Origin of the sequence: Micromonospora sp. HUAS YX12 (assembly GCF_040215685.1) — a bacterium.
Taxonomy (GTDB): domain Bacteria; phylum Actinomycetota; class Actinomycetes; order Mycobacteriales; family Micromonosporaceae; genus Micromonospora; species Micromonospora tulbaghiae.
The window spans coordinates 5,810,820-5,836,012 of record NZ_CP157974.1 but is presented as its reverse complement, the minus strand read 5'-3'; the positions used below and the strand labels follow the sequence as shown (position 1 = coordinate 5,836,012).

The following is a 25,193-nucleotide window of genomic DNA, read 5'->3' as shown; positions in this document are numbered from 1 at the left end:
TACGGCGCCGGTGTGGAGGCCAACCGGAAGGTCTACACCGTGCTTTACGCAGCAGCGAGTGGCGGGGGAGCCGGCAGTCTGACGCCGATCCTCATGATCGCTCTGCTTTTCGTCGTCATGTACTTCATGATGATCCGTCCGCAGCAGAAGCGCCGCCGCGAGGCCGAGCAGATGCAGGCCGCCCTCGCCCCGGGCGACGAGGTGGTCACCATCGGCGGCCTGCACGGCACGGTCACCGCGGTCGAGGACGAGACGGTCCTGCTCGAGGTCGCCCCGGGCGTGCAGACCCGGTACGCCCGTCCCGCCGTCGCGCGGGTGATCAAGCGCCCCGAGGCGCCGGCGGCCGAGACGATCTCCGAGGAAGCCGAGCCGGTCAAGGAGTGACCACCCGTCCCGGACGGGGCAGCGGATTCATCCGTACAAGTGGATAGTTGGGGTCGGCGCGCGGCGCCGGCATCCGGCCGGGCCGTGCGGCGCCCCCGCGCCGCGCTCCAGCCGGCGTGCCGTCCTCCGGTGCCGACCCGCCGGAGCAGTCGGGCGGACACCCCCGGCCCGACAGTTGTCGCCGCCGTGGAAGCGGCGCGACCGTACAGGGAGACAGGACAGCCGTGGCACCACCTCAGGGACAGATGCGGCCCGGACGGCAGCTCGCCGTGCTCGGGCTCATCTTCGTCGTCCTCTATCTATTGGTGTTCTTCTCGGGCGGCGCCAGCGGTGGCTGGAAGGACCGGTTGGAGCCGCGGCTCGGCCTGGACCTCGTCGGCGGCACCCGGCTGACGCTCGAGGCCACCAACACGGTGGACGGCAAGCCCCCGACCGCCGACAACCTCGAGGAGGCCCGGCAGATCATCGAGAGCCGGGTCAACGCCTACGGCGTGGCCGAGGCCGAGGTGGTCACCGAGGGCAACCGCAACATCGTCATCTCCCTGCCCGGCCAGAACCGGGACCTGACCGACGTCGGTGAGGCCGCCGAGCTGCGCTTCCGCAAGGTGCTCAAGGCCACCGACGGCAGCGGCGCCGCGGCCGCGCCCGCGCCGACCCCGAGCGCCACCCCGTCCGGTGCGGCCACGCCGTCGGGCAGCGCGTCGCCCAAGACGAGCACGAGCCCCAAGGTGAGCGGGTCGCCGAGCGCCGGCGGGCAGGGCGGCATGGCCCCCACTCCGAGCGCCAGCGCCTCCGCGTCCCCGTCGGCCTCGCCGAGCGCCGCCGCGCCGAGCCCGAGCGCCAGCGCGGAGCCGGTGCCGCAGAGCATCGAGCAGCAGCGCAAGGCCGTCGAGCAGAAGGTCGGCGCGGCCGCCTGGGCCGCCGCCTCGGGCCTGCAGGCCCCGGCGGACCTGACCACCGATCCGTCGCTGGCCGACAAGCTCAAGCCCTTCGGCACGCTCACCCCGCAGGAGGTCGCGGTCCTGCCGGTGGAGATGCAGTTCAACGTCCCGACCATCACCTGCGCCCAGCTCGACAAGCGGCCCGCCGCCTCGATCAAGGACGAGAAGCAGAAGGCGGTCGCCTGCGAGTCCGGCGCGAAGTACCTGCTGGACGTGGCGAAGGTGCTCGGCACCGACGTGAAGAACGCCTCCGCCCAGCTCGACCAGACCAGCTCCTGGGTGGTCAGCCTCAACTTCACCGGCAGCGGCCAGGAGAAGTGGACCGCGCTGACCCGCGAGGCGTTCAACAACGAGGGTCAGGCCTGCGACCAGGCCGCGCTCGGCCCGGACGGCAAGTGCCGCGTCGCCGTGGTGCTGGACAACGAGATCGTCTCGTCCCCGGAGATCCAGGGCGTGCTGACCGGTGACTCGCAGATCACCGGCAGCTTCGACAACAAGGCCGCGAACGCGCTGGCCAGCCAGCTGCGCTACGGCGCGCTGCCGGTGACGTTCGAGCCGCAGGAGCAGCAGAACGTCACCGCGACGCTCGGCGACAGCCACCTCAAGGCGGGTCTGCTGGCGGCCGGCATCGGCATGCTGCTGGTCATCATCTATTCGTTCTTCTACTACCGCCTGCTCGGCTCGGTCATCTTCCTGAGCCTGGTGCTCTCCGCGCTGCTGGTCTTCGGCGCGCTCGTGGTGCTCGGCCGGTCGATCGGCTTCACGCTCACGCTCGCCGGCATCGCCGGCATGATCGTCTCGCTGGGCGTCGCGGCGGACTCGTTCGTCATCTACTTCGAACGATTGAAGGACGAGATCCGGGAGGGCCGCAGTCCACGCAGCGCGGTTCCGCGCGCCTGGATCCGGGCCCGCCGGACGATCATCTCGGCGAACGCCATCACGCTGATGTCGGCAGTGGTGCTCTACATCGTGTCGGTCGGCGCGGTGAAGGGCTTCGCCTTCGCGCTCGGCCTGGCGACCGTGCTGGACCTGGTCGTCGTGTTCCTCTTCCGCCACCCGATCATGACGATGTTCGCCCGGACCCGGGCGTTCCTGTCGCCGCGGGTCAGCGGTCTGGGCCGGGCACTGCCGGCCCGGCCGGCCGAGCCGGGCACCGCCCGCAACCCGCGTGTGAAGGAGGCCTGAGATGGCTAAGAGCGGTCTGGCCGCCCGGCTCTACCGGGGCGAGGCGGATCTCAACATCGTCGGACGGCGCAAGCTGTGGTTCGGCGTGGCCGGCGTGCTCGTGCTGATCGCCGTGCTGAGCTTCGCGATCAGCGGCTTCAAGCTGGGCATCGAGTTCGCCGGCGGTAACTCGTTCCAGGTGCCGGCCAGCGTCGGCACGCTGGACCAGGCCGAGCGGACCGTCGACGAGGTGCTGGCCGACGAGGCGCCGGGCGTCGAGGTGGTCAGCGCGCAGAAGGTCGGCGGCACCAGCGGCGAGTTCTACGAGATGCGGACCGGCCAGCTCTCCGCCGAGCAGGCCAACGCGGCCAAGACCGCGATGGCGCAGGAGTTCGGCATCCCGGCCGACCAGATCAGTGGCAGCCAGGTCTCCGAGGCGTGGGGCAGCCAGGTCACCTCGCGCGCCTTCCTCGGTCTGGTGATCTTCATCGCGGTGGTGTCGATCTACCTGGTGCTGCGCTTCGAGTGGCGGATGGCGGTCGCCGCGATCGTCTCGCTGCTGACCAACCTGGCCCTGACCGCCGGCATCTACTCGCTGGTCGGCTTCGAGGTCACCCCGTCGACGATCATCGGCTTCCTCACGATCCTGGGCTTCGCGCTCTACGACGTGGTGGTGGTCTTCGACAAGGTGCAGGAGAACACGCGCGGCATCACCGCGAACAACAACGTCACCTACGGCGAGGCGTCCAACCTGGCGCTCAACCAGAGCCTCATGCGGTCGCTGAACACCTCGGTGGTGGCGCTGCTGCCGGTCGGCGGCCTGCTCTTCATCGGTGCCGGCCTGCTCGGCGCGGGCACGCTGAAGGACCTCGGCCTGGTGCTGTTCGTCGGTATGGCGGTGGCGTTCCTGACCTCGATCCTGCTGGCCACGCCGCTGCTGGTGCTGCTGAAGAACATGGACCCGCGGATCAGCGCCCACAACAAGCGGGTGCTGTCCCGCCGGGCCGCGCTCGCCCGGGGCGAGATCACGCCGAAGGGCCCGCGTGCCGCCGCGCCGGCCGCCGACGCGCCGATCGACCCGGATGCGGCCGCGCTGGCCGGCGCCGCGCCCAAGGTGGGCGCCCGCCCGGCCGGCAAGCGCCCCAGCGGCGCCCGCGGCGGCCGTCCCGCCGGCGGCGGCGGTAACCGGCCCGGCGGCAAGCGCCGCTGACCGCAGGGCCGGACGGAATCGGTCCGGCGGCGTCCGTCATGCTGATGTCACGGCATGACGGACGCCGTCGTCGTTTCGAGAGGACATGGGACGCACCGTGACGGAGACCCACACCACAGGGGTACGGGGAGACAGCGGCCCGGAGGTCGCCCAGCTCGTCGCCAGCCGGCTGCTGGACGTGCCGGACTTCCCCAAGCCGGGTGTCGTGTTCAAGGATCTGATGCCGCTGTTCGCCGACGGTGAGGCGTTCCGGGCGGTGATCGACGGCATCATCGCCTACCACGGGCGGGACTCGTTCGACACGGTCGCCGGCATCGAGGCGCGCGGGTTCGTGCTGGCGGCAGCGGTCGCGTACGCCACCGGCGTCGGCGTGGTGCCGGTGCGCAAGGCCGGCAAGCTGCCCCGGGCCACCCACTCGGCTTCCTACGCGCTGGAGTACGGCGAGGCGACGCTGGAGGTGCACCAGGACGCCTTCACCGCGGGCCACCGGGTGCTGGTGCTCGACGACGTGCTCGCCACCGGCGGGACCGCCGAGGCCACGCTCGACCTGGTGGAACGGGCCGGCGGGACGGTGGCCGGGTTCACCGTGCTGCTGGAGCTGGGCTTCCTCGAGGGCCGTAAGCGGCTGGCGCAACGCCCGGTCCATGCCCTGTTGACCGTTTGACCGGGGCGGTCCGTCGGGCCGGTCGGCGCCGACCGTCCGGGGGAGCGGTGGCGTACCCTGCGTACGGGTAGCATTGCCCTTTGCCCGACCCGGCCGAGATCTCCGGGGCGGCGAAGGCGCCGGGGCCCGGCCCCGGTGACCGCGCGGAACAACACCGGCCCCCGGGCCGGTTGAACCAGACGTCGGCCGGACGGCCGGCGCATCCCGGCGAGCGGTGAGGAGGCCGGTGTCCCACGATGTCGTCCCTCCGGTGGAGGGCACGGTGCACCCGACAGGCGACGCGGACGGCTCGGTGACCGAGCGCAGCGGCAACCCGCAGGCCCGGGCGACCGGCGCCACCAGCGGCGCGTCCGACGCGACGGCCGACGGCGGGGCGGTTGTGGTGCCGTTCCCGACCGAGGGTTCCACCGAATCCACGCCCGGCGGCGGTTTCGCCCTCTCCAACGCGCCCACCGGCCGGCGGGTACGCGCCCGGCTGGCCCGGTTCAACGCGCCCTGGCAGACCTCGCAGGTCAGCGAGGTGCTGGAGCCGCTGATCGCGACGCACCGGGAGAACCACCCCAAGGCCGACGCGCGGCTGCTCCAGCGCGCCTTCGACACGGCCGCGCGGTGGCACTCGGGGCAGTACCGCAAGTCCGGCGACCCCTACATCACGCACCCCCTCGCGGTGGCGACCATCCTGGCGAACCTGGGCATGGACACCACCACGCTGGTCGCGGCGCTGCTGCACGACACCATCGAGGACACCGAATACACACTGGACCAGATGCGCGCCGACTTCGGCGGTGAGGTCGCGCTGCTCGTCGACGGCGTCACCAAGCTCGACAAGGTCAAGCTCGGCGACGCCGCCAAGGCCGAGACCATCCGCAAGATGGTCGTCGCGATGGCGAAGGACCCCCGGGTTCTGGTGATCAAGCTGGCCGACCGGCTGCACAACATGCGGACCCTGACCTTCCTGCCCCGCCCCAAGCAGGAGCAGAAGGCCAAGGAGACGCTGGAGATCCTGGCCCCGCTGGCGCACCGCCTCGGTATGAACACGATCAAGTGGGAGCTGGAGGATCTCGCCTTCGGCACGCTGTTCCCGAAGCGGTTCGAGGAGATCAACCGGCTGATCGGGGAGCACCAGCCGCAGCGGGAGGCGCTGCTGCGCCAGGTGACCCAGAAGGTGTCCACCGACCTGAAGGCCGCCAAGATCAAGGCGGAGACGACCGGGCGGCCGAAGCACCTCTACTCGATCTACCAGAAGATGATCGTGCGGGGGCGGGACTTCAACGACATCTACGACCTGGTCGGTGTGCGGATCCTGGTCGACACGGTGCGCGACTGCTACGCGGCGCTGGGGGTCATCCACGCCAACTGGCAGCCGGTGCCGGGCCGGTTCAAGGACTACATCGCCATGCCCAAGTTCAACATGTACCAGTCGTTGCACACGACTGTCATCGGGCCCACCGGCAAGCCGGTGGAGATGCAGATCCGCACGTACGCGATGCACCGCACCGCCGAGTTCGGCATCGCCGCGCACTGGAAGTACAAGGAGCACAAGGGCAGCCCGGTGGTGGGCCCGCCGGCGCACATCGACGAGATGACGTGGCTGCGGCAGCTGCTGGACTGGCAGCGCGAGGCGGCCGACCCGAGCGAGTTCCTGGACGCGCTGCGGTTCGACCTGTCCAGCCAGGAGGTGTACGTCTTCACGCCCAAGGGCGACGTCATCCCGCTGCCGACCGGGTCGACGCCTGTCGACTTCGCGTACGCGGTGCACACCGAGGTCGGGCACAAGTGCATCGGGGCGCGGGTCAACGGCAAGCTGGTTCCCCTCGAATCGACGCTCTCCAACGGCGACGTGATCGAGATCTTCACGTCGAAGTCGGACACGGCCGGCCCGACGCAGGACTGGCTGGGCTTCGTCAAGAGCCCGCGCGCCCGTACGAAGATCCGCCAGTACTTCAACAAGGAGCGGCGCGAGGAGGCGATCGAGGCCGGCAAGGACGCGATCGTCAAGGCGATGCGCAAGCAGGGCATGCCGTTGCAGCGGATGCTCACCTCGGACGCGTTGATGGCGATCGCCCGGGATCTGCACCTGGCCGACGTGGCCTCGCTGTACGCGGCGGTCGGCGACAGCCAGGTCTCCGCGCAGTCGGTGGTGCAGAAGCTGATGGCGTCCTACGGCGGCGAGGAGGGCGCGGCGGAGGACATCGCCGAGACCGCCGTCGCCACCCGGCCGCCGCGCAGCCGGCAGAGCAGCGCCGACCCGGGCGTCGTGGTCCGCGGCGTCAGCGACGTCTGGATCAAGCTGGCCCGCTGCTGCACGCCCGTACCGCCGGACTCGGTGTTCGGGTTCGTCACCCGCTCCGGCGGGGTCAGTGTGCACCGGGACGACTGCGCCAACGCCGAGGATCTGCGCGCCCAGCCCGAGCGGGTGGTCGAGGTGAGCTGGAAGCTCACCTCCGCCTCCACGTTCCTCGTCGCCATCCAGGTGGAGGCGCTGGACCGGCACAAGCTGCTCGCCGACGTGACCAGGGTGCTGTCCGAGGAGCGGGTGAACATCCTCTCCGCGACCGTCACCACCACCCGCGACCGGGTGGCGGTCAGCCGGTTCAGCTTCGAGATGGCCGACCCGAAGCACCTCGGGCACCTGCTGGCCGCCGTGCGCAAGGTCGACGGCGTGTTCGACGCGTACCGGGTCACCTCGGGGGCCTGAGCCACCACGCATGCGAAAGCGCCCGCCGGCTGCGATCAGCCGGCGGGCGCTTCGTCGTCGTACGGGTGGGTCAGCCGCCCTGGATCGGGCTCATCGTCACCTTGGTCATGGTGATCTCCTTCTTCGGGTGACCACCGCCGGCCTGCTGGGCGAACGCGCCGTCGTCACCGGCCGCGGCGACCTGCTTAACCACGTCCATGCCACCGGTGATGGTGCCCAACACGGTGTATGCCGGGTCGAGCGGCGAGTCGCCGTACACGATGAAGAACTGACTGCCGGTGCTGCCCGGTTGGGTGGACTTCGCCATCGCGATGACACCCTCCGGGTACGGCGGGCGCTTGTCGGTGGGGAGGTTCTCCTCGGCCATGTTGTACGACGGGCCGCCGGTGCCGTCGGTGTCCCGCCAGCCCTTGCCGGTGGCGCTCGGGTCACCGCACTGGAGCACCTTGATGCCCTCGGTGACCAGCCGGTGGCACTTGGTGTTGTCGAAGAAGCCCTTACTGGCCAGGTGCGTGAAGCTACCGGCGGTGCAGGGCACCTTGGCGCGGTCGATCTTGGCGGTGATCGGACCCAGGTTGGTGTCGATGGTCATCGTCTGGGTGCCCTTGCCGGACTGCTGGGCCGGCGGCAGGCCGACGTCCTTGATCTGCGCCGGACGGCCCTCCTTGGGCACCTCCGTGTACGCGCACTGGACGGCACCGGCGGCGGCGGTCGTGCCGCCCTGCTTGTCGTCGTCGTCGCCGAGCGCGGCGACGAGCCAGACCGTGCCGGCCACGACGAGCACCAGCACCGCCGCGGCCCCGACGATCGCCTGGGTCTGCCGGCGCTTGCGGGCCCGGCCGGCCCGTTCCGCCATCTCCCGCTCGAGCTTGGCCCGCGCCGCCGCGCGCTGGCGGTCTCTGGTGGACGTCACGGTCACTCCTCACCTGCTGCGTTATGGGGTCGGCGCGCGCGCCGCCGGGTCACGTGTGGGTCACCGGCGGCGGGCCGCCGGATCGGCTTGTCTGGTCAGCCCGCGCTGGCGCTGGGCGACGGCGCGGGGCTGCCGGCCGGAGCCGCGCCGGGCTCGCCGACTGTGACGCTCTGGACCAGCACCTGCGTCTTCGGCTTGACCTTGGCGCCGTTGCCATTGTCCACCGTCGGCGTGGCGCCGATCTTCTCCACCACGTCGAGCCCGCCGGTGACCTTGCCGACCACCGAGTAGGCCGGCTTGGCCGGGCTGGCGTCCTTGAAGAAGATCAGGAACTGGCTGCCGTTGCTGCCGGGCGGGTTGCCGATCATGGCGACCGTGCCCTTCGGGTACGTCGTCGGCTGCCCGGGCGCCGGCGAGGCCGACGGGCTCGGCTCCGGCGCGGCCGGCACGTTCTCGTCGTAGAACGAGTAGGTCGGGCCGCCGAGGCCGGTGCCGGTCGGGTCACCGCAGCGCAGCGCGCCCTCGGCGGTGATCTCGTGGCAGGTGGTGTTGTCGAAGAACGACCGGCCGGCCAGGTAGCTCAGGCTCGCCGCGCCGCACGGCGCGTCGGTCTGGTCCAGCTCGACCGTGATCGGCCCGCCCTGGTTGGTGGTGATCGTCATCGGGCGGGTGCCCGAGGTCGGCAGGCCCGTGGTGGGCGGCTGGCCGACGTCCTTGAGGTTGGTGTTGACGGCGGCGTCCTCCGCGGCCCAGAGGCAGACGTCCTCGGCGGCCTTCTTCTCCGGCTCGGAGTCGAACGCGCCGAGCGCCCAGGCGGAGCCGGCCACGATCAGCACGAGCACCACCGCGGCGCCCACACCGGCCCGGATCTGCCGGCGGCGCTTCGCGGTCGCCGCCCGCCGGGCGAGCTGCCGGTCGAGCTTGGCGCGCGCCAGTTTGCGCTGCCGGTCCCTGCTGGAAGCCACGCGCGCTCCCCTTCCTCTGCCTGATCGCCGCCGGCGCCGGGCGCCGTCCGCCGTCCGATCGGGGTGCGCCACGCCACACGCCCGCCAGAGTGTACGGGTAGCGACTGTGAATGTGGTGTACGAGGTCCCGTCGTCTCGCCCCGGCCGGGGCGGACGGGGGCCGGTGGCGGACGGAACCCGCTCGCCGCTACGACTAGGCTGCAAGCAGACGACGACCGGACGGAAAGGGGAGCGACGTGCTCGTGGCCGGCTTTCCCGCGGACGCCTTCGGCACCAACTGCTATGTGGTGGCGACCGGGCCGGGGGAGCAGTGCGTGGTGGTCGACCCCGGCATCGGGGTGCTCGACCGGCTCGACGCCGTGCTCGCCGAGCACCGCCTGCACCCGGCCGCCGTGCTGCTCACCCACGGCCACCTGGATCACACCTTCTCCGTCGCCCCGGTCTGCGGCGCGCGGGGCATCCCCGCCTACGTCCACCCGGACGACCGGGAGCTGCTGGCCGACCCGAGCAAGGCGCTGTCGATGGACCTGACCCAGCTGTTCGGCGGCCGGCTGCCGTACGCCGAGCCGGACGACGTGGCCGAGCTGACCGACGGCGCGACGCTGTCGCTGGCCGGGTTGGAGATCGCCGTCGACCACGCCCCCGGCCATACCGGCGGGTCGGTGCTGTTCCGGTTGCCCGGCGCCGGCTCGCCCTGGGAGGCGGAGCAGATCTGCCTCTCCGGTGACGTGCTGTTCGCCGGCTCGATCGGCCGCACCGACCTGCCGGGCGGCAGCATGCCCCGGATGCTGTCCAGCCTGCGGGAGAAGGTGCTCCCGCTGGCCGACGACACGGTCGTCCTGCCCGGCCACGGCCCCGCGACCACGATCGGCCGTGAGCGCGCGACCAACCCGTACCTCGTCGAGGTGGCGGGCACCGGCGGCGCGCGCCCGGCCGCGCCCACCCGAGGCCTCTAGACCCTCACCCGCGCCCGCGCGGGTTCTCAAGGAGTTCGTGATGAGCAAGCCCACGCCCATCTCCGGCTTCCCGGAGTGGACCCCTGCCCAGCGGATGATCGAGCAGTTCGTTCTCGATCGCATTCGCACCACGTTCGAGCTGTACGGCTTCGCGCCACTGGAGACCCGCTCGGTGGAGCCGCTGGATCAGTTGCTGCGGAAGGGGGATACCGCAAAGGAGGTCTACCTGCTGCGCCGGTTGCAGGCCGACACCGACGGCCCGGCCGGTGACGACGCGCTCGGCCTGCACTTCGACCTGACCGTGCCGTTCGCCCGCTACGTGCTGGAGAACGCCGGCAAGCTCCAGTTCCCGTTCCGCCGCTACCAGATCCAGAAGGTGTGGCGGGGTGAGCGCCCGCAGGAGGGCCGGTACCGGGAGTTCCTCCAGGCCGACATCGACATCGTCGACCGGGACACCCTGCCGGCCCACTACGAGGCCGAGATGCCGCTGGTCATCGGCGACGCGCTGCGGTCGCTGCCGATCCCGCCGGTGCGTATCCAGGTCAACAACCGCAAGATCTGCGAGGGGTTCTACCGGGGCATCGGGCTGACCGACGCGGAGGCGGCGCTGCGCGCCGTCGACAAGCTCGACAAGATCGGCCCGGCCGGGGTGACGGAGCTGCTGGCGAGCACCGCCGGGGCGAGCGAGGCGCAGGCCAAGGCCGTGCTGGCGCTGGCCGAGATCTCCGCGCCGGACGCCTCCTTCGCCGACGCGGTGCGCGGCCTCGGGGTGAGCGACCCGCTGCTGGACGAGGGCGTCGCGGAGCTGACCGCCGTGGTGGAGACCGCCGCCGCGCACGCGCCCGGCCTCTGCGTGGCCGACCTGCGCATCGCGCGGGGCCTGGACTACTACACGGGTACGGTCTACGAGACGCAGATGATCGGCTACGAGCGGTTCGGCTCGATCTGCTCCGGCGGCCGGTACGACAACCTGGCCAGCTCGGGCAACGTCCGGTTCCCCGGCGTGGGCATCTCGATCGGGGTGACCCGGCTGCTCGGCCTGCTGTTCGGCGCCGAGGCGCTGTCGGTGTCCCGGTCGGTGCCGACCTGCGTGCTGGTGGCCGTCACCGCCGAGGAGGACCGGGCGGCCAGCGACGCGGTCGCGGCGGCGCTGCGGTCGCGGGGTGTGCCCACCGAGGTGTCCCCGTCGGCGGCCAAGTTCGGCAAGCAGATCCGGTACGCCGAGCGGCGCGGTATCCCGTACGTCTGGTTCCCCGGCGCGGACGGCGACGAGGTCAAGGACATCCGTTCCGGTGAGCAGGTGGCCGCCGCGGCGGGGGAGTGGACGCCGCCCCGGGCGGACCTGAAGCCGCTGGTCGGCCCGGCCGGCACTGGCGCCTGACGGCGTTTCGACCTACGGTGGCGTAAGTTACGCCACCGTAGGGAGAACGTCGTGACCGTGCTCAGCCAGACCGCTCTGCTCACCGAACTCGAGCCGGTGGTCGAGAAGAACCTCGACCGCCACCTGTCGCTGGCCAAGGAGTGGTTCCCGCACGAGTACGTGCCGTGGAGCGAGGGCCGCACCTTCGACGGCCCGCTGGGCGGCGAGGCCTGGTCGCCGGAGGACTCGACGCTGCCCGAGGTGGCCCGTACCGCGCTGATCGTCAACCTGCTCACCGAGGACAACCTGCCCTCGTACCACCACGAGATCGCCACCCTGTTCGGGCGCGACGGCGCGTGGGGCACCTGGGTGCACCGGTGGACCGCGGAGGAGGGGCGGCACGGCACCGCGATCCGCGACTACCTCACGGTGACCCGGGCGGTGGACCCGGTGGCGCTGGAGCGGGCCCGCATGGTGCACATGTCGGCGGGCTACCAGAACGTGCACGACCAGGAGATGCTGCACTCGCTGGCGTACGTGTCGTTCCAGGAGCTGGCCACCCGTATCTCGCACCGCAACACCGGCCGGGCCACCGGTGACCCGACGTGCGAGGCGCTGCTGGCCCGGGTGGCCGCGGACGAGAACCTGCACATGGTCTTCTACCGCAACCTGCTCGGCGCGGCGTTCGAGCTGGCCCCGTCGCAGGCGATGCGGGCGGTCGCCGACGTGCTCGCCGAGTTCCAGATGCCGGGCGTGGGCATCGACGGCTTCGCCCGCAAGTCGGTGGCGATCGCGCTGGCCGGCATCTACGACCTGCGCCAGCACCGCGACGACGTGGTGATGCCGGTGCTGCGCCAGTGGAACCTGTTCGACGTGACCGGCCTGAACGCCGACGGCGAGACCGCCCGCGAGCAGATCGCCGCCCACCTGGACACCCTGGAGACCCAGGCGTCCCGCTTCGAGGAAAAGCGCGCGGCCAGGGCCGCTCGCCTGCTTGTGCGCTAACCCCACCCCGCTCCTCCCCGCCGGAAGCGAGCTACCGAGAATCATCGGGATGGCGTGGTGGAGCATGCCTGCCCCTCCTGCGGGCCTCGGTGGCCGATCAAGGGTTGAGACGGCAGCTCTACCAGCGGCGCGGTGTCGCCAGACGAGGCTTCACTCATCCGGGCCCGGTCTCCTGATGCCTCGGTGGTCAATGCACACGCGTTTCGACGTGCTCAATACGGCTCGTCGGAGCGAACCCGCAGCTAGGCACGTCTAAATCGGTTGACATCACAGGTAGGACGATGAGGATCGATCCGAGGTGGTCGTGCATCTATCTATATGATAGCGTTTTGCTCAACGCACGAGGTCGTCAAAACGACGACCTCGTGGGCCAATCTGCCGACGAGAAAGGTGCTATCTATGCGACGAGGGGTAAAGCGAGCGATCGCCGCGGTGGCCGCCACGGGGCTCGCTCTGGTGGCTATTCCCGGCACGCCCGCCTTCGCCATCTCGAAGGTGTCATGCACTAGTTCTACCGTGGACATCATTACGGTTCTCAACTATCACCACTGCTACAGTGGTGCGGGTAAGGTAAACACGACCATCAACGGCGTGGTTCGTATCAAGGCCGGGAACAACACGGCTTTCGTAACGCTCTCGAACGGCGACGTAATCTTCTACAACCCCGGTGAGTCGACGAGTTTCTCAGCCCCCCGGCAAGACTATTACGGCGGTCCAGATCGTCTAGTCGCGATGCGCTGACTCGCCGTGGTGCGTTGGTTTTTCAGTGCGCTGATAAGGGAGCTCGGCGCGCACCGTGAATGAAGGCTGGTAATGCCAGCAGCAAGCCCTGAACGCCCTAGTGGGCATTCAGGGCTTGCTTCATTGCCTCGGAGGAAATTGTTCCGTGTCGGATGCGCACCCTGGTCGTGCTTTGCCCGATCTTCGACGGCGTGCGCCGCTGAAGGCATACGGGCCTCCCGCGCTCGGCGTTGACCAGGTGCTCGGGTGGGGCGACCGCTACCTGGCCGACCCGGAGGGATCGCCGCTGAGCGTCGCGCACCGCGACTGCGGCGCCGAGGTGCGGGTCGCGTTGCGCTGCGCCGAGGGGCACGAGATCGCCGAGGCGCGCGACGTGCTGCCCCGCCCGGGGCCGGGCGCCCACCGCCGCACACCCTGACCCGCTCTGACAGATGGTGTCGATGTTGTTGCTTGGGCGTTACATCGGGCGCGGGTGCGAATTAGGGCAAAGCCATGTCTTGCTTACGATCTTAAATGTGTGAATACTTTGGTCACCCGGACGGTTTCCCCAGGTCGTCCGGGTTGTCCTCGGGCGCGCCCCCATGACAGCGCCCGTTCACCCCCATTCGGAGGTTGTTACATGCGACCCACGAGGTCCACGCTCCGCCGCGCCGCCGCAGTCGCCGTCGCCGGCACCCTGGTCACCGGCTCGCTGCTCGGCGCACCCGCGCAGGCCGCCCCCACGGCCCTCTCGCCGGACGCCGCCGCCACCCTCGTCGAGAAGCTCGGCGCCCGCGCGGCCGGCACGTACGCCGACGCCAGCGGGAAGATGGTCGTCACGGTGACCGACGCCGCGACCGCCCGCCAGGTGCGCGCCGCCGGTGCCGTCCCGAAGATCGTGACGCGCGGCGCGGACAAGCTCAACGCCGCCACCAGCGAGCTGGAGCGCTCCGCCAAGATCCCGGGCACCGCCTGGTGGACCGACCCGGCGACCAACCAGGTCGTCGTCTCCGTCGACAGCACCGTCACCGGCGCCAAGCTGGAGCGGGTCAAGGCCGCCGCCGCCCGCACCGGTGGCGCGGTCCGGATCGAGGCCGAGGCCGGCACGCTCAGCACCCGGATCTCCGGCGGCCAGGCCATCTACGCCGGCGGCGGGGGCCGGTGCTCGCTCGGGTTCAACGTCCGCAGCGGCTCGACCTACTACTTCCTCACCGCGGGCCACTGCACCAACATCTCGTCGAGCTGGTACAGCAACTCCTCGCAGACCAGCCTGCTCGGCACCCGCGCCGGCACGAGCTTCCCGGGCAACGACTACGGCATCGTCCGGCACAGCAACTCGGCCAACGCGGCCGGCAACGTCTACCTCTACAACGGCAGCTACCGCGACATCACCGGCGCCGGCAACGCCTACGTGGGCCAGAGCGTGCAGCGCTCCGGCAGCACCACCGGCCTGCGTAGCGGCAGCGTGACCGCGCTCAACGCGACCGTGAACTACGCCGAGGGCAGCGTCTACGGCCTGATCCGGACCAACGTGTGCGCCCAGCCCGGCGACAGCGGCGGCTCGCTCTTCTCGGGCAGCACCGCGCTCGGCCTCACCTCCGGTGGCAGCGGCAACTGCAGCACCGGTGGTACGACGTACTTCCAGCCGGTCACCGAGGCGCTCAGCGTCTACGGCGTGAGCATCTTCTGATCCGCGTACTCCACGAGCGGGCCGCCGGGTGACCGGCGGCCCGTTCCGCGTACCCTATCAGGCGCCCGCCTCCCGGCGGCCCGGGCTGACCGGCGGGGTGTCCGGGCGCGGCGCATCCGGCGGCCGGCGGGGCAGGCGCAGCGCCGTGCCGGCCGGCCACAGCGACAGCGCGAGCACCGCCACCGTGGCCACCACGCCGTGCGCCGGGGAGCCGCCCACCTGCGGCCGGGGGAACGCGATGAGCGCGACGGTGGCCACCCCGCCGACCGCGAGCAGGAATCGGCTGGGCAGCCCGGCGGCGTGCAGCGCGGCGGCGGTGGCGCAGTAGCAGCAGCCGAGCAGCACCAGCGCGCCGCCCATCAGCCACGGATCGGTCGCGCCCTCGCCGGCCAGCTCGCTGATCGTGTCCCGCACCGGGTCGTAGCCCGGCGGCTGGCGGGCGCCCGCCACCGTCCAGCCCGCCACCAGCAGTGCGGGCGCGGCGGCCGCGGTGGCCACGGCCCAGCTCGGTACGGCACGCACCCGGCCACGGTAAACCGCCGGACCCGGCCCGCACCGCGCTTTCGCCGCGCGCCGGGGCGGACCGGGCTCGACGGGTGCCCGGGAGCGGGCCCGCCCGCCCTGACAGAATGCGGGGGAGCAGTGAGTGGACCAGATTGAGGAGACGCCAGCCGTGATCCGTACCCACAATGCCGGAAGCCTGCGCGCCGCGGACGCCGGCTCGACGGTGACGCTCGCCGGGTGGGTGGCCCGCCGGCGCGACCACGGCGGTGTCATCTTCGTCGACCTGCGCGACGCCTCCGGCGTCGTGCAGGTGGTCTTCCGCGAGGAGGACGCGCACGCGCTGCGCAACGAGTTCTGCGTCAAGGTCACCGGCGAGGTGACCCGCCGCCCGGAGGGCAACGAGAACCCGGACCTGCCCACCGGCGAGGTCGAGGTGACGGCGAGCGCGCTGGAGGTGCTCTCCGAGGCCGCGCCGCTGCCGCTGCCGGTGGACGACCAGGTCGAGGCCGGCGACGACATCCGGCTCAAGTACCGCTACCTGGACCTGCGCCGGGGCGGCCCGGCCAAGGCCATGCGGCTGCGCTCGCGGGCCAACCAGATCGCCCGCGGCGTGCTGCACGAGCGGGACTTCCTGGAGATCGAGACGCCGACGCTGACCCGCTCCACCCCGGAGGGCGCCCGCGACTTCCTGGTGCCGGTGCGCCTGCAGCCCGGTAGCTGGTACGCGCTGCCGCAGTCTCCGCAGCTGTTCAAGCAGCTGCTGATGGTCGGCGGCATGGAGCGGTACTACCAGATCGCCCGCTGCTACCGGGACGAGGACTTCCGCGCCGACCGGCAGCCGGAGTTCACCCAGCTCGACATCGAGATGTCGTTCGTCACCGAGGACGACGTGATCGACCTCGGCGAGGCGATCGTCTCGGCGCTGTGGAAGGACCTCGCCGGCTACGAGATCGCCCGGCCGATCCCGCGCATCACCTGGCACGACGCGATGTCCCGCTACGGGTCCGACAAGCCGGACCTGCGCTACGGCGTGGAGCTGACCGAGCTGACCGGCTACCTGCGCGGCACCGAGTTCCGGGTGTTCGCCGGCGCGATCGACGCGGGTGGCTACGTCGGCGCGGTCGTCATGCCCGGCGGCGCGTCCCAGACCCGCAAGGAGCTGGACGGCTGGCAGGACTGGGCCAAGGCGCGCGGCGCGCGCGGCCTGGCGTACGTGGTGCTGGACGCGGAGACCGGCGAGCCGCGCGGCCCGGTGGCGAAGAACCTGTCCGAGGCGCACCTGTCCGGCCTGGCCGACGCGGTCGGCGCGAAGCCCGGCGACGCGATCTTCTTCGCCGCGAGCACGAACACCCGTGAGGCGCAGGAACTGCTCGGCGCGGCCCGGATCGAGATCGCCAAGCGGGCGAACCTGGTCGACGAGAGCGCCTGGGCGTTCTGCTGGGTGGTCGACGCGCCCATGTTCGAGAAGACGGACGAGGGTGGCTGGACCGCCGTGCACCACCCCTTCACCTCGCCGAACGCCGAGTGGGTGGACCGGTTCGAGTCCGCGCCGGACCGGGCGCTCGCCTACGCGTACGACATCGTCTGCAACGGCAACGAGATCGGCGGCGGGTCGATCCGTATCCACCGCGGCGACGTGCAGCAGCGGGTGTTCGACCTGCTCGGCATCACCGCCGACGAGGCGCAGGACAAGTTCGGCTTCCTGCTGGAGGCGTTCAAGTACGGCGCCCCGCCGCACGGCGGCATCGCGTTCGGCTGGGACCGGGTCTGCATGCTGCTGGCCGGCGCGGACTCGATCCGTGAGGTGATCGCCTTCCCGAAGACCCGGGGCGGCTTCGACCCGCTGACCGGCGCGCCCACCCCGATCACCGCGCAGCAGCGCGCCGAGGCCGGCATCGACGCCAAGCCGAAGGCGGCGGCCGGCCCGCACGCCGGCACCGCCGGCCCGGCCGCGCCGGTGGCCGACCCGACCTGATCCTCGCTTGCTGGAAAGGCCCGCGTCATGATGACGCGGGCCTTTTCGATCTTCAGGGGGACTGATGCACCTGCTCGTGGTGGGAGCCAGCGGCTTCCTCGGCGCCGAGGTGTGCCGGCAGGCGGTCGCCGCCGGGCACCGGGTGGCCGGCACGTACCACTCGACCACCGTCGCGGTGCCGGGCGCCGCGCCGCACCGGCTCGACGTCACCGACCGCGCCGCCGTGCGTGAGCTGCTGATCCGGGTACGCCCCGACGCGGTCGTCGCCACCCCCTACCGGTACGACGACTGGGCGGTCACGGCGGACGGGGCGGCCCACATCGCGGTAGCGGCCGCCGAGGTGGGCGCCCGGCTGGTGCACCTGTCCAGCGACGCGCTGCACGCCGGGCGACCCACGCCGTACGCGGACGAGGACGTGCCCACGCCGCTGTACCCGTACGGGGCGGCGAAGGCGGCGGCGGAGACGGCGGTGCGGGCGGTGGACCCGGGCGCGGCGCTGGTGCGGACCTCGCTGATCGTGGGGGAGGGCAGCAAGCAGATCCAGCTCTGCCGGGACGCCCTGGCCGGCCGGGCCACGCTGTTCACCGACGAGCTGCGCTGCCCGGTGCACGTCGCCGACCTCGCCGCCGCGGTGCTGGAGCTGGTGCCGGGCGACCACGCCGGGCTGCTCAACGTGGCCGGGCCGGACGCGGTGAGCCGCGCCGAGCTGGGCCGGCTGGTGGCCCGGCACGACGGCGCGGACCCGGGCGCGCTGCGGACGACCACCATCGCCGCCGCCGGGCTGCGCCGGCCGGGTGCGGTGGTGCTGGACTCCACCCGTGCCGCCGGGCTGCTGCGGACCCGGCTGCGTGGCGTCACCGAGCTGTACGGCTAGTTGCACAGATTCTTTGCAACGCACTTGTGCACAGAAAGTGTGCACAGATATTGTGCACCGCATGGAGGAGAAGAAGCGGCCCGAGGATCGGGCCGTACGCATCGACCACCGCCAGGTGCGCGCGCTGGCCCAGCCGCTGCGCATGCGCCTGATCGGCGCGCTGCGCGTGGTGGGCCCGTCCACCGCCACCGCCCTGGCCGAGATGCTCGGCACCAACAGCGGCGCGACCAGCTACCACCTGCGCCAGCTCGCCGAGGTCGGCCTCGTGGTGGAGGATCCCAACCTCGGCACCGGCCGGCAGCGCTACTGGCGGGCCGCGCACGACGTCACCAACTGGGAGTCCAGCGACTTCGACGACGACCCCGACTCGCGGGCCGCCATCGAGTGGCTGGAGGCGGACTACGTCCGGTTCTTCGCCGGGCACGCCGAACGGTGGTTCGCCCAGCGGCACCAGTGGTCGCCCGCTTGGCGCGACGCGTTCGGCATGGGCGACTTCTTCATGCGGATCCCGGTGGACCGGCTGGAGGCCATCAAGGAGGAGGTCTTCGCGGTCTTCGAGCGGCACCGCGACGAGGCCGACCCGGACGACCCCGGCGCCGAGACGGTCCAGCTCTACCTCGCCGCCCTGCCGATGGACGCGGCGTTCCCGCGGCCCACCCCGCCGTCCACCGAGGAGAAGCCGTGAGCGCCCTGTCCGTACGCCAGATCCGGATCCGCTACCTCACGCTGTACGGCCTGCGCTGGCTGCCCACCGGCCTGCTCATGCCGGTGATGATCCTGCTGATGCAGGAGCGCGGGCTCACGCTGTCCCAGATCGGCCTGGTCGCCACCGCGCAGGGCCTCGTCGTGCTGGCGCTGGAGCTGCCCACCGGCGGCTTCGCCGACGCGCTCGGCCGCAAGCCGGTGCTGCTCGTCGCCTGGGTGGTCTGCCTGGGCTCGCTGGCACTGATGGCGGTGGCCGACTCGTTCTGGATGTTCTTCCTGGTCTGGGCGCTGCAGGGCGTCTACCGGGCGCTCGACAGCGGCCCGCTCGAATCCTGGTACGTCGACGCCACGCTCGCCGCCGACCCGAAGGCCGAGTACGAACGCGGCCTCGGCTGGGCCGGCACCGTGGTCGGCGTCGCCATCGGCGCGGGCGCGCTGCTCAGCGGCGGCCTGGTCGCGCTCGGCCCGGTCGGTCCGGTCAGCGCGCTGGCCCTGCCGGTGATCGTCGCCGCCGTGCTCCAGGGCGTCTCCATCGTGGCCCTGCTGGCGCTGATGGCCGAGCGGCGGTCCGCGTCCGGCCCGGCCGCGCTGCGCGCCTCGGTGGTCGACGCGCCCCGGATGGTCGGGCAGGCCGTCGGGCTGCTGCGCCGTAACCGGGTGCTGCTGGCGCTGGTCGCTCTCGAACTGTTCTGGGGCTTCGGCATGGTCACCTTCGAGTCGCTGCTCCCGGTGCGCCTCGCCGAGGTGGTCGGTGGCGCCGACCGCGCGGCGGCGCTGCTCGGTCCGGCCGGCACGGCGGCCTGGCTGGCGAACGCCGCCGGCGCCGCGCTCACCCCGTTCCTGCTGCGCCGGCTCGGCGCCGCCCCGGCCGCCGCGCTGATGCGGATCCTCCAGGGCGTGACGGTGGTCGGCATGGGCCTGCTGGCCGGCCCGGTCGGCGTGCTCATCGCGTACCTGGCCTGCTACGCCGTGCACGGCGCGTCGAACCCGCTGCACATGGGACTGCTGCACCGGCAGGTCGACGGCCCGTACCGGACGAGCGTGCTCTCGCTGAACTCGATGGCCGCCCAGCCGGCCGGCGCGCTCGGCGCGGTGACGCTGACCGCGCTGGCCGACGCGACGAGCGTCAGCGTCGCCATGATCGTCGGCGCGGTGATGCTCGCCGTGGCCGCGCCGCTCTACCTGCCGGCCTGGCGCGCCGCCCGCCGTACCCCGCCGGACGTCGAGGTGGGACCGGAGGGCACGGCCGGCGGCCCCGGTCAGACCGGCCTGGCCCCCGAGCCGGCACCGGTGGTCGTGCCGGCGTCGACCGGCCGCGACTGATCCCCGCCCGCTCGGGGTAACGCCGGCCGGCTCGGACGCGAGGAGATCTTGGTACGCGAGCGCCCCGATGGGGGCCGTTCCGTACCAAGATCTCGGCGTGGGGACGGTGCGTCAGGCGAGCTTGATCGAGGTGCGGCGTTCGGTGGCGGTGAAGCCGAGCCGGCGGTAGAGCCGGATCGCGCCCACGTTGTCCGGGTACACGCCCAGCGCCACGGCGTCGTACCTGCCGAACAGGGCACACGTCATCCCGGCGGTCAGCGCCGCGCCCAGCCCCCGGCCGCGATGCCCGGGCGCGACGGTCAGCCCGGCCAGGAAGCCGATGTCCCCCCGGCTGCGATCGGCGCCGCAGGCGAGCAGGCGGTCACCGTCGCGGATGCCGTACCAGTCGACGATGCCCGGGTCGCCCGGCCGGGAGGTGGTGCTCGGGAACGCCTCCTCGATCAGCGCGGCCAGCGCCGGACGGTCGGCCGCGGTCAGGCGTACCACCCGTTCCTGCTCCGGCTGCCGCGGCGGCGGGCCGGTGGTCCAGAGGAAGTCCCAGTCGGCCAGCCGGGCCACCGGCAGCCGCGCGGACACCTCGTCCGGATCCGCCCGGGGCAGGTTGACGGACTGGCCGGCCGACAGCGTCCCGTCCGCCCGCTGGGCGGCGAAGACGTCGAGCGCCGGGCCGGGAGCGCCGACCGCGCCGCCGGCCGACCACTCGCCCGGCGGGAGCAGCCATCCGACCGCGCCACCGTGGCGCCATCCCCGCACGTCCTGGTCGCGCCGGAGCGCATGCCGGGCGTACGGGTGGTTGCCCGTCGCGGCGAGCAGCGCCTCCGGCCCGGTCAGCGCCTCGTCGACCGTGATCATGCCGCCAGCCTACGAGCATCCCCGGCGCGTACCGGAGGCCGGGCCACCGCCTGTTCCACGGTGGAGATTGACGAACAGACCGATTGGGTACATCCGTCGCCGACCTGCTGGGAACCCCCACCGGAGGAACGACATGCTCGCCATTCTCGCGGCCATCGTGTTCGGTTTCGCGCTGCTGCTCGACTTCATGAACACCGACCTCGGCGCACCCGATCTGTTCAGCACCCCGACCCTCATGCTCATCGGCTTCCTGCTGCTCTCGCTCTACCTGGCCGGGGTCGGCTCCGGCCCGCGCGGCGGCGGTGGCGGCCGGTGGTACCGGGGCCGGCGGCCGGGTCGCGGCTGACCGGAAAAGACCACCCCGGGCCGGGGCGGCGGCGCGATTCCGGCGTCGTCGGCCCGGCCCGGTACTGTTCTCGTGATGGAATCGGACGCCCTCTTCACCCTCGGCGAGCCGGCCGGCGCACCCGCGGGCGCGGGCGGCGCCGACGGCTTCACCGACGCCCGGGCGGACTCGCCTCTGCCGGTGCGGATGCGGCCGGCGGGCATCGGCGAGCTGGTCGGGCAGGAGCACCTGCTCGCGCCGGGAGCGCCGCTGCGTCAGCTGGTCGAGGGCGCGGCGCCGATGTCGGTGATCCTCTGGGGTCCGCCGGGCAGCGGCAAGACCACCATCGCCCACCTCGTGGCCCGGGCCACCGACCGGCGGTTCGTGGCGATGTCCGCGCTCACCGCGGGCGTGAAGGACGTCCGCGCCGTGATCGACACCGCCCGGCGGCAACGCCGGTCCGGCGGCCCGCCGACAGTGCTGTTCATCGACGAGGTGCACCGGTTCAGCAAGACCCAGCAGGACTCGCTGCTCGCCGCCGTCGAGGACCGTACGGTCACGCTGCTGGCGGCGACCACCGAGAACCCGTACTTCTCGGTCATCTCGCCCTTGCTGTCGCGCTGCGTGCTGCTCACCCTCCAGGCCCTCGACGACGACGACGTACGCGGGCTGCTGCGCCGCGCGGTGGCCGACGACCGCGGGCTCGGCGGCGCGCTGGTCCTGGCCGAGGAGGCGGAGGACCATCTGGTCCGGCTCGCCGGGGGCGACGTGCGCAAGGCGCTCACCGCGCTGGAGGCGGCGGCGGCCACCGCGACCGCGCTGGGCACCGGCCGGATCGACCTGGCCGTGGCCGAGCAGGCGGTCGACGTGGCGGCGGTGCGCTACGACCGGGACGGCGACGCGCACTACGACGTGACGAGCGCGTTCATCAAGAGCATGCGCGGCTCGGACGTGGACGCGGCACTGCACTGGCTGGCCCGGATGCTGGTGGCCGGGGAGGACGCCCGGTTCATCGCCCGCCGGCTGGTGATCTTCGCCAGTGAGGACGTCGGCATGGCCGATCCCACCGCGCTGACCGTGGCCACCGCCGCCGCCCACGCGGTCGAGTACGTGGGCCTGCCGGAGGCGCAGCTCAACCTGGCCCAGGCGGTCATCCACCTGGCCACCGCGCCGAAGTCGAACTCGGCCACCACAGCGATCGGCGCCGCCGTCGCCGACGTACGCGCGGGTCGTGGCGGCGCGGTGCCGCGCGGACTGCGCGACGCCCACTACTCCGGCGCGCGGGGCCTCGGCCACGGGGCCGGCTACCGCTACCCGCACGACGACCACCGGGGGGTGGTCACCCAGCAGTACGCTCCGGACGACCTCGTCGGAACCGACTACTACCAGCCCAGCGGGCACGGCGCGGAGCGGGCGGTGGCCACCCGGCTGCCGCTGCTGCGCCGGATCGTGCGCGGGCTGCCGCCTCCGGCGACCCGGGCGGAGGCCGGCGCCCCGGCCGCCGCGAACGGGGCCCGGGTGGGGGGCGGCGAGCAGGCCAGCGGGGCGAGTGAGGGCGGCAGCGACGCCGCCGAGGGGGGTCAGTAGTGATGGCGCGTGGTCCGGAGCGGCCGGCGGACGGCCCCGACGAGCGGCGCGACCCGCGGGGCAAGGGCCGCCGGTGGGGACGCGGCCGGGCCGAGCCCGAGCTGGACCCGACTGTCGTCGGCGAGGAACTCGGCTGGATCGACGACCTGCGCACCGCCAAGCAGCAGGGCGGTGAACTCGGACCGGACGGGGCCGCCCCTGCGCCGCGCCCCGGCGCCGACCCTTCCTGGCCGGACGGCGACCCGGCCCGGCCACCCCGCCCGGCCGCCGCGCCGGGTCCGGGCCCCGGCCTGCCGGCCGCCGGCCGGCCGGCTCCGCGGCCCCCGGCACCGGGCGCCCAGCCGCCCTCGACCGGTCAGCCGGTTCCGCCGGCTTCGCCCGCCGGCCGGCCCGGTACTCCGCCGGCCGGCCCGCCCCAGGCTCCCGGCCGGCCCGTTCCGCCCCCGGCTGCCACCCCACCGGCTCCCGGCCGGCCGGTTCCGCCGCCGGCCGCCGCGCCGCAGGCTCCCGGCCGGCCCCATCCGGGCGGGCCCGCTCCGGGCGGCCGCACCGACCCGACGATGCCGCCCGTGACCGGCCGTCCCGGCCCGGCTGTGCCCCCGGCCGCCGGGCGTCCCGGCGGACCGGTCACCGGACGACCCGGTACCGACCTGCCCCCGGCCCCCGGCCGGCCGGGCGTGGAGACGCCTCCGCCCGCCGGCCGGTCCCGCGTGGACACCGCCCCGCCGTCCGGCCGGCCCGGCGTGGACATGCCCCCGGCGCCCGGGCGTCCGGCCGCGGACACGCGGCCGGGGGTCCGCCCACCGGTCGTGGACGCGCCCTCCGGCGGTGGCCGTCCCGGCCCGGAGACGCCGCCCGGTGGTGGCCGGCCCGGTCCGCGTCCGCCGGTCATGCGCCGCCCCGACACGCCCGGTCCGGCCGCGCCGCCGGTGCGCCCCGGCGGTCCCGAGACCGGTGCCCCGCGCCGGGCCGGTGACGGTCCCTGGCCCGGCGACCCCGGGGCCGGCGCCCCGCGGCGCCCCGCCGACGGTCCGTGGCCCGGCGTGCCCGAGGCGCCCCGTCCGGCCGACGCGCCGTACCGCCGCCGCGTGGACGGACCCACCGGCCAGCAGCCGCCCGTCGCCGGCACCCGCGTCCCGCCCGCTCCGCCGACGCCCGGCCGGGCACCCGCCGACCCGGGCCGGTCACCCGGTGACGGCGACACCCGCGTACCGCCGACGCCGCGCGGCCGGCACGGAGCCGGGCCCGAGGTCCCGCACCAGGCCGATCCGACGATCCCGCCGCCGCCCGGCGGCCGACGGGCCCGGGCGGACGACGCCGCCGGCATCCAGCCGGTCTCCGGTGGTGCCCGCCGGGCTCGCGCCGGGGACACCGACGCCGTCCAGCCGGTCCCCGGCGGAGCACGCCGGGCACGGCCCGAGGACGTACCGCCCGGCACGCGGCCGGTCTCGGGGGCGGGCCGCCGGGCCCGTGCCGAGGACGTACCGCCCGGCACGCGGCCGGTCTCGGGGGCGGGCCGCCGGGCTCGTGCCGACGAGGTTCCGCCCGGTACCCGGCCGGTCTCCGGTGCGGGCCGTCGCGCCGCACCGGAAGGCGTCGTACCCGGCGAACCGGCCGGACGAGCCGTTCCGGACGCCGCCCCGGTCTCCGGTGGCGGGCGACGGGCCCGGCACGACGAGCCCACCGGCGGCCACCACGTGCCCGCCCCCGGCGGCGAATCCGCAGCCGTGCCCACGCCGGGCACCGGCCGGCGGGCCGCCCCGGACCGCCCTTCGGTCGTACCGCGCAGCGGAAACGCGCCCGACCTGCCGGGTGCGCCCGTGTCCGGCAGTCCGGCGACCGGCCCGACCCCGCCCGCCGGCCGCCGTGGCGCGCCCGCCGGCCGCGGTGCCGCACCCGCCGTACCCGGCAGCCGGCGCGCCGCGCCCGATGCAGCCGGCGGCCGCCGGGCCGCGCCCGACGAGCCGGGCGGTCCCGGCGCCGGCGCCGAGACACCCGGTCGCCGGGCCGCCCGTGACGACAGCGGTGAGCCGCGGCCGCAACGGCCCGACCGGCCCGCCGACTGGCTGCGTCAGGCCGGCCGCACGCCGCACACCGACCCCGCCGTGCCGGCCACCCGCCGCCCGGCCGGCCCTCCGGCGGAGGAGCCGTCCGGCCGTCCCGGTGGGCCCGCCGGCCGGGCCGGCGTCGCCGTCCCGCCGGTGCGTCCCGAGCCGGGTACGCCGTCCCGGCGACCCGGACAGCCCGGCCCCGATGTGCCGGCGCGCGCCGAACCGGCGGGCCGCCCCGACCAGCCCGGCCCGGTCGCGCCCCCGGCCCGGCCTCAGCCGTCCGACCCGTCGCCCGGTAGGTCCGGTCCGGCCCGCGGCGCGGCCCGC

General features: G+C 73.5%; 20 protein-coding genes and 1 pseudogene. 17 read left to right on the top strand and 4 right to left on the bottom strand.

The annotated features are described in order from the left end of the window. Positions 1-39: 39 nt before the first annotated feature. The 5 genes from yajC to ABIH81_RS27660 all read left to right on the top strand — a co-directional run bounded on the left by yajC (position 40) and on the right by ABIH81_RS27660 (position 7,061). Positions 40-384 (top strand): preprotein translocase subunit YajC, encoded by a 345-nt coding sequence (gene yajC / locus ABIH81_RS27680; RefSeq protein ID WP_181726634.1) that lies wholly within the window; start codon positions 40-42, stop codon positions 382-384. Positions 385-608: 224 nt separating this feature from the next. Then, the gene (gene secD, locus ABIH81_RS27675) at positions 609-2,510 is read left to right on the top strand and encodes a protein translocase subunit SecD (RefSeq protein WP_349877827.1); all 1,902 of its coding nucleotides are present in this window, start codon (positions 609-611) and stop codon (positions 2,508-2,510) included. A gap of 1 nt (position 2,511) precedes the next feature. Then, complete coding sequence (secF, locus tag ABIH81_RS27670) at positions 2,512-3,699, top strand: protein translocase subunit SecF (protein ID WP_349877826.1); 1,188 nt, start codon at positions 2,512-2,514, stop codon at positions 3,697-3,699. 97 nt (positions 3,700-3,796) lie between these two features. Continuing rightward, positions 3,797-4,363, top strand: a complete 567-nt coding sequence (locus tag ABIH81_RS27665) for an adenine phosphoribosyltransferase (RefSeq protein WP_278090547.1) — start codon at positions 3,797-3,799, stop codon at positions 4,361-4,363. 250 nt (positions 4,364-4,613) lie between these two features. Next, on the top strand, positions 4,614-7,061 hold the full coding sequence (locus tag ABIH81_RS27660; RefSeq protein WP_349881220.1) for a bifunctional (p)ppGpp synthetase/guanosine-3',5'-bis(diphosphate) 3'-pyrophosphohydrolase: 2,448 nt from the start codon (positions 4,614-4,616) through the stop codon (positions 7,059-7,061). A gap of 70 nt (positions 7,062-7,131) precedes the next feature. On the opposite strand, the gene ABIH81_RS27655 is transcribed toward ABIH81_RS27660, so the two are convergent. Beyond that, positions 7,132-7,974, bottom strand: coding sequence for a peptidylprolyl isomerase (locus ABIH81_RS27655; RefSeq protein ID WP_349877825.1), 843 nt, complete (start codon positions 7,972-7,974; stop codon positions 7,132-7,134). 95 nt (positions 7,975-8,069) lie between these two features. Beyond that, complete coding sequence (locus tag ABIH81_RS27650; protein WP_349877824.1) at positions 8,070-8,939, bottom strand: peptidylprolyl isomerase; 870 nt, start codon at positions 8,937-8,939, stop codon at positions 8,070-8,072. 236 nt (positions 8,940-9,175) lie between these two features. Here ABIH81_RS27650 and ABIH81_RS27645 point away from each other — a divergent pair, with 236 nt between their 5' ends. The 6 genes and pseudogenes from ABIH81_RS27645 to ABIH81_RS27620 all read left to right on the top strand — a co-directional run bounded on the left by ABIH81_RS27645 (position 9,176) and on the right by ABIH81_RS27620 (position 14,670). Next, positions 9,176-9,895 carry an MBL fold metallo-hydrolase gene (locus ABIH81_RS27645; RefSeq protein WP_349877823.1) on the top strand — a complete coding sequence of 240 codons (720 nt, stop codon included), beginning with the start codon at positions 9,176-9,178 and terminating at the stop codon, positions 9,893-9,895. A 40-nt stretch (positions 9,896-9,935) separates the two neighbouring features. Next, positions 9,936-11,276 (top strand): histidine--tRNA ligase, encoded by a 1,341-nt coding sequence (gene hisS, locus ABIH81_RS27640; protein WP_349877822.1) that lies wholly within the window; start codon positions 9,936-9,938, stop codon positions 11,274-11,276. A gap of 51 nt (positions 11,277-11,327) precedes the next feature. Further along, a complete protein-coding gene (locus ABIH81_RS27635; protein ID WP_349877821.1) occupies positions 11,328-12,260 on the top strand; it encodes an acyl-ACP desaturase in 933 nt (310 codons plus the stop codon). A 399-nt stretch (positions 12,261-12,659) separates the two neighbouring features. Then, positions 12,660-13,001 (top strand): beta/gamma crystallin domain-containing protein, encoded by a 342-nt coding sequence (locus ABIH81_RS27630; protein WP_349877820.1) that lies wholly within the window; start codon positions 12,660-12,662, stop codon positions 12,999-13,001. 238 nt (positions 13,002-13,239) lie between these two features. Continuing rightward, positions 13,240-13,419: pseudogene (locus ABIH81_RS27625) on the top strand (transcriptional regulator); the annotation flags it as partial. Positions 13,420-13,620: 201 nt separating this feature from the next. Then, a complete protein-coding gene (locus ABIH81_RS27620; RefSeq protein WP_349877819.1) occupies positions 13,621-14,670 on the top strand; it encodes a S1 family peptidase in 1,050 nt (349 codons plus the stop codon). A gap of 57 nt (positions 14,671-14,727) precedes the next feature. On the opposite strand, the gene ABIH81_RS27615 is transcribed toward ABIH81_RS27620, so the two are convergent. Next, positions 14,728-15,192, bottom strand: coding sequence for a DUF998 domain-containing protein (locus tag ABIH81_RS27615; protein ID WP_349877818.1), 465 nt, complete (start codon positions 15,190-15,192; stop codon positions 14,728-14,730). A gap of 151 nt (positions 15,193-15,343) precedes the next feature. Here ABIH81_RS27615 and aspS point away from each other — a divergent pair, with 151 nt between their 5' ends. The 4 genes from aspS (at position 15,344) to ABIH81_RS27595 (ending at position 20,051) form a co-directional block, all read left to right on the top strand. Next, positions 15,344-17,149: an aspartate--tRNA ligase gene (gene aspS, locus ABIH81_RS27610; protein WP_349881219.1), complete on the top strand. Its 1,806-nt coding sequence runs from the start codon at positions 15,344-15,346 to the stop codon at positions 17,147-17,149. 64 nt (positions 17,150-17,213) lie between these two features. Next, entirely contained in the window at positions 17,214-18,023 is an 810-nt protein-coding gene (locus ABIH81_RS27605; RefSeq protein ID WP_349877817.1) for a sugar nucleotide-binding protein, read from the top strand. 61 nt (positions 18,024-18,084) lie between these two features. After that, positions 18,085-18,708: a winged helix-turn-helix domain-containing protein gene (locus tag ABIH81_RS27600; RefSeq protein WP_349877816.1), complete on the top strand. Its 624-nt coding sequence runs from the start codon at positions 18,085-18,087 to the stop codon at positions 18,706-18,708. Beyond that, positions 18,705-20,051, top strand: a complete 1,347-nt coding sequence (locus ABIH81_RS27595) for an MFS transporter (RefSeq protein WP_349877815.1) — start codon at positions 18,705-18,707, stop codon at positions 20,049-20,051. Before ABIH81_RS27600 ends, ABIH81_RS27595 begins: the two co-directional genes overlap by 4 nt. A gap of 111 nt (positions 20,052-20,162) precedes the next feature. On the opposite strand, the gene ABIH81_RS27590 is transcribed toward ABIH81_RS27595, so the two are convergent. After that, positions 20,163-20,903 carry an N-acetyltransferase gene (locus ABIH81_RS27590; protein WP_349877814.1) on the bottom strand — a complete coding sequence of 247 codons (741 nt, stop codon included), beginning with the start codon at positions 20,901-20,903 and terminating at the stop codon, positions 20,163-20,165. 133 nt (positions 20,904-21,036) lie between these two features. Here ABIH81_RS27590 and ABIH81_RS27585 point away from each other — a divergent pair, with 133 nt between their 5' ends. Both ABIH81_RS27585 and ABIH81_RS27580 read left to right on the top strand, forming a co-directional pair. Beyond that, positions 21,037-21,249 (top strand): hypothetical protein, encoded by a 213-nt coding sequence (locus tag ABIH81_RS27585; RefSeq protein WP_349877813.1) that lies wholly within the window; start codon positions 21,037-21,039, stop codon positions 21,247-21,249. 75 nt (positions 21,250-21,324) lie between these two features. Next, complete coding sequence (locus ABIH81_RS27580; RefSeq protein WP_349877812.1) at positions 21,325-22,815, top strand: replication-associated recombination protein A; 1,491 nt, start codon at positions 21,325-21,327, stop codon at positions 22,813-22,815. The last annotated feature ends 2,378 nt before the right edge of the window (positions 22,816-25,193 follow it).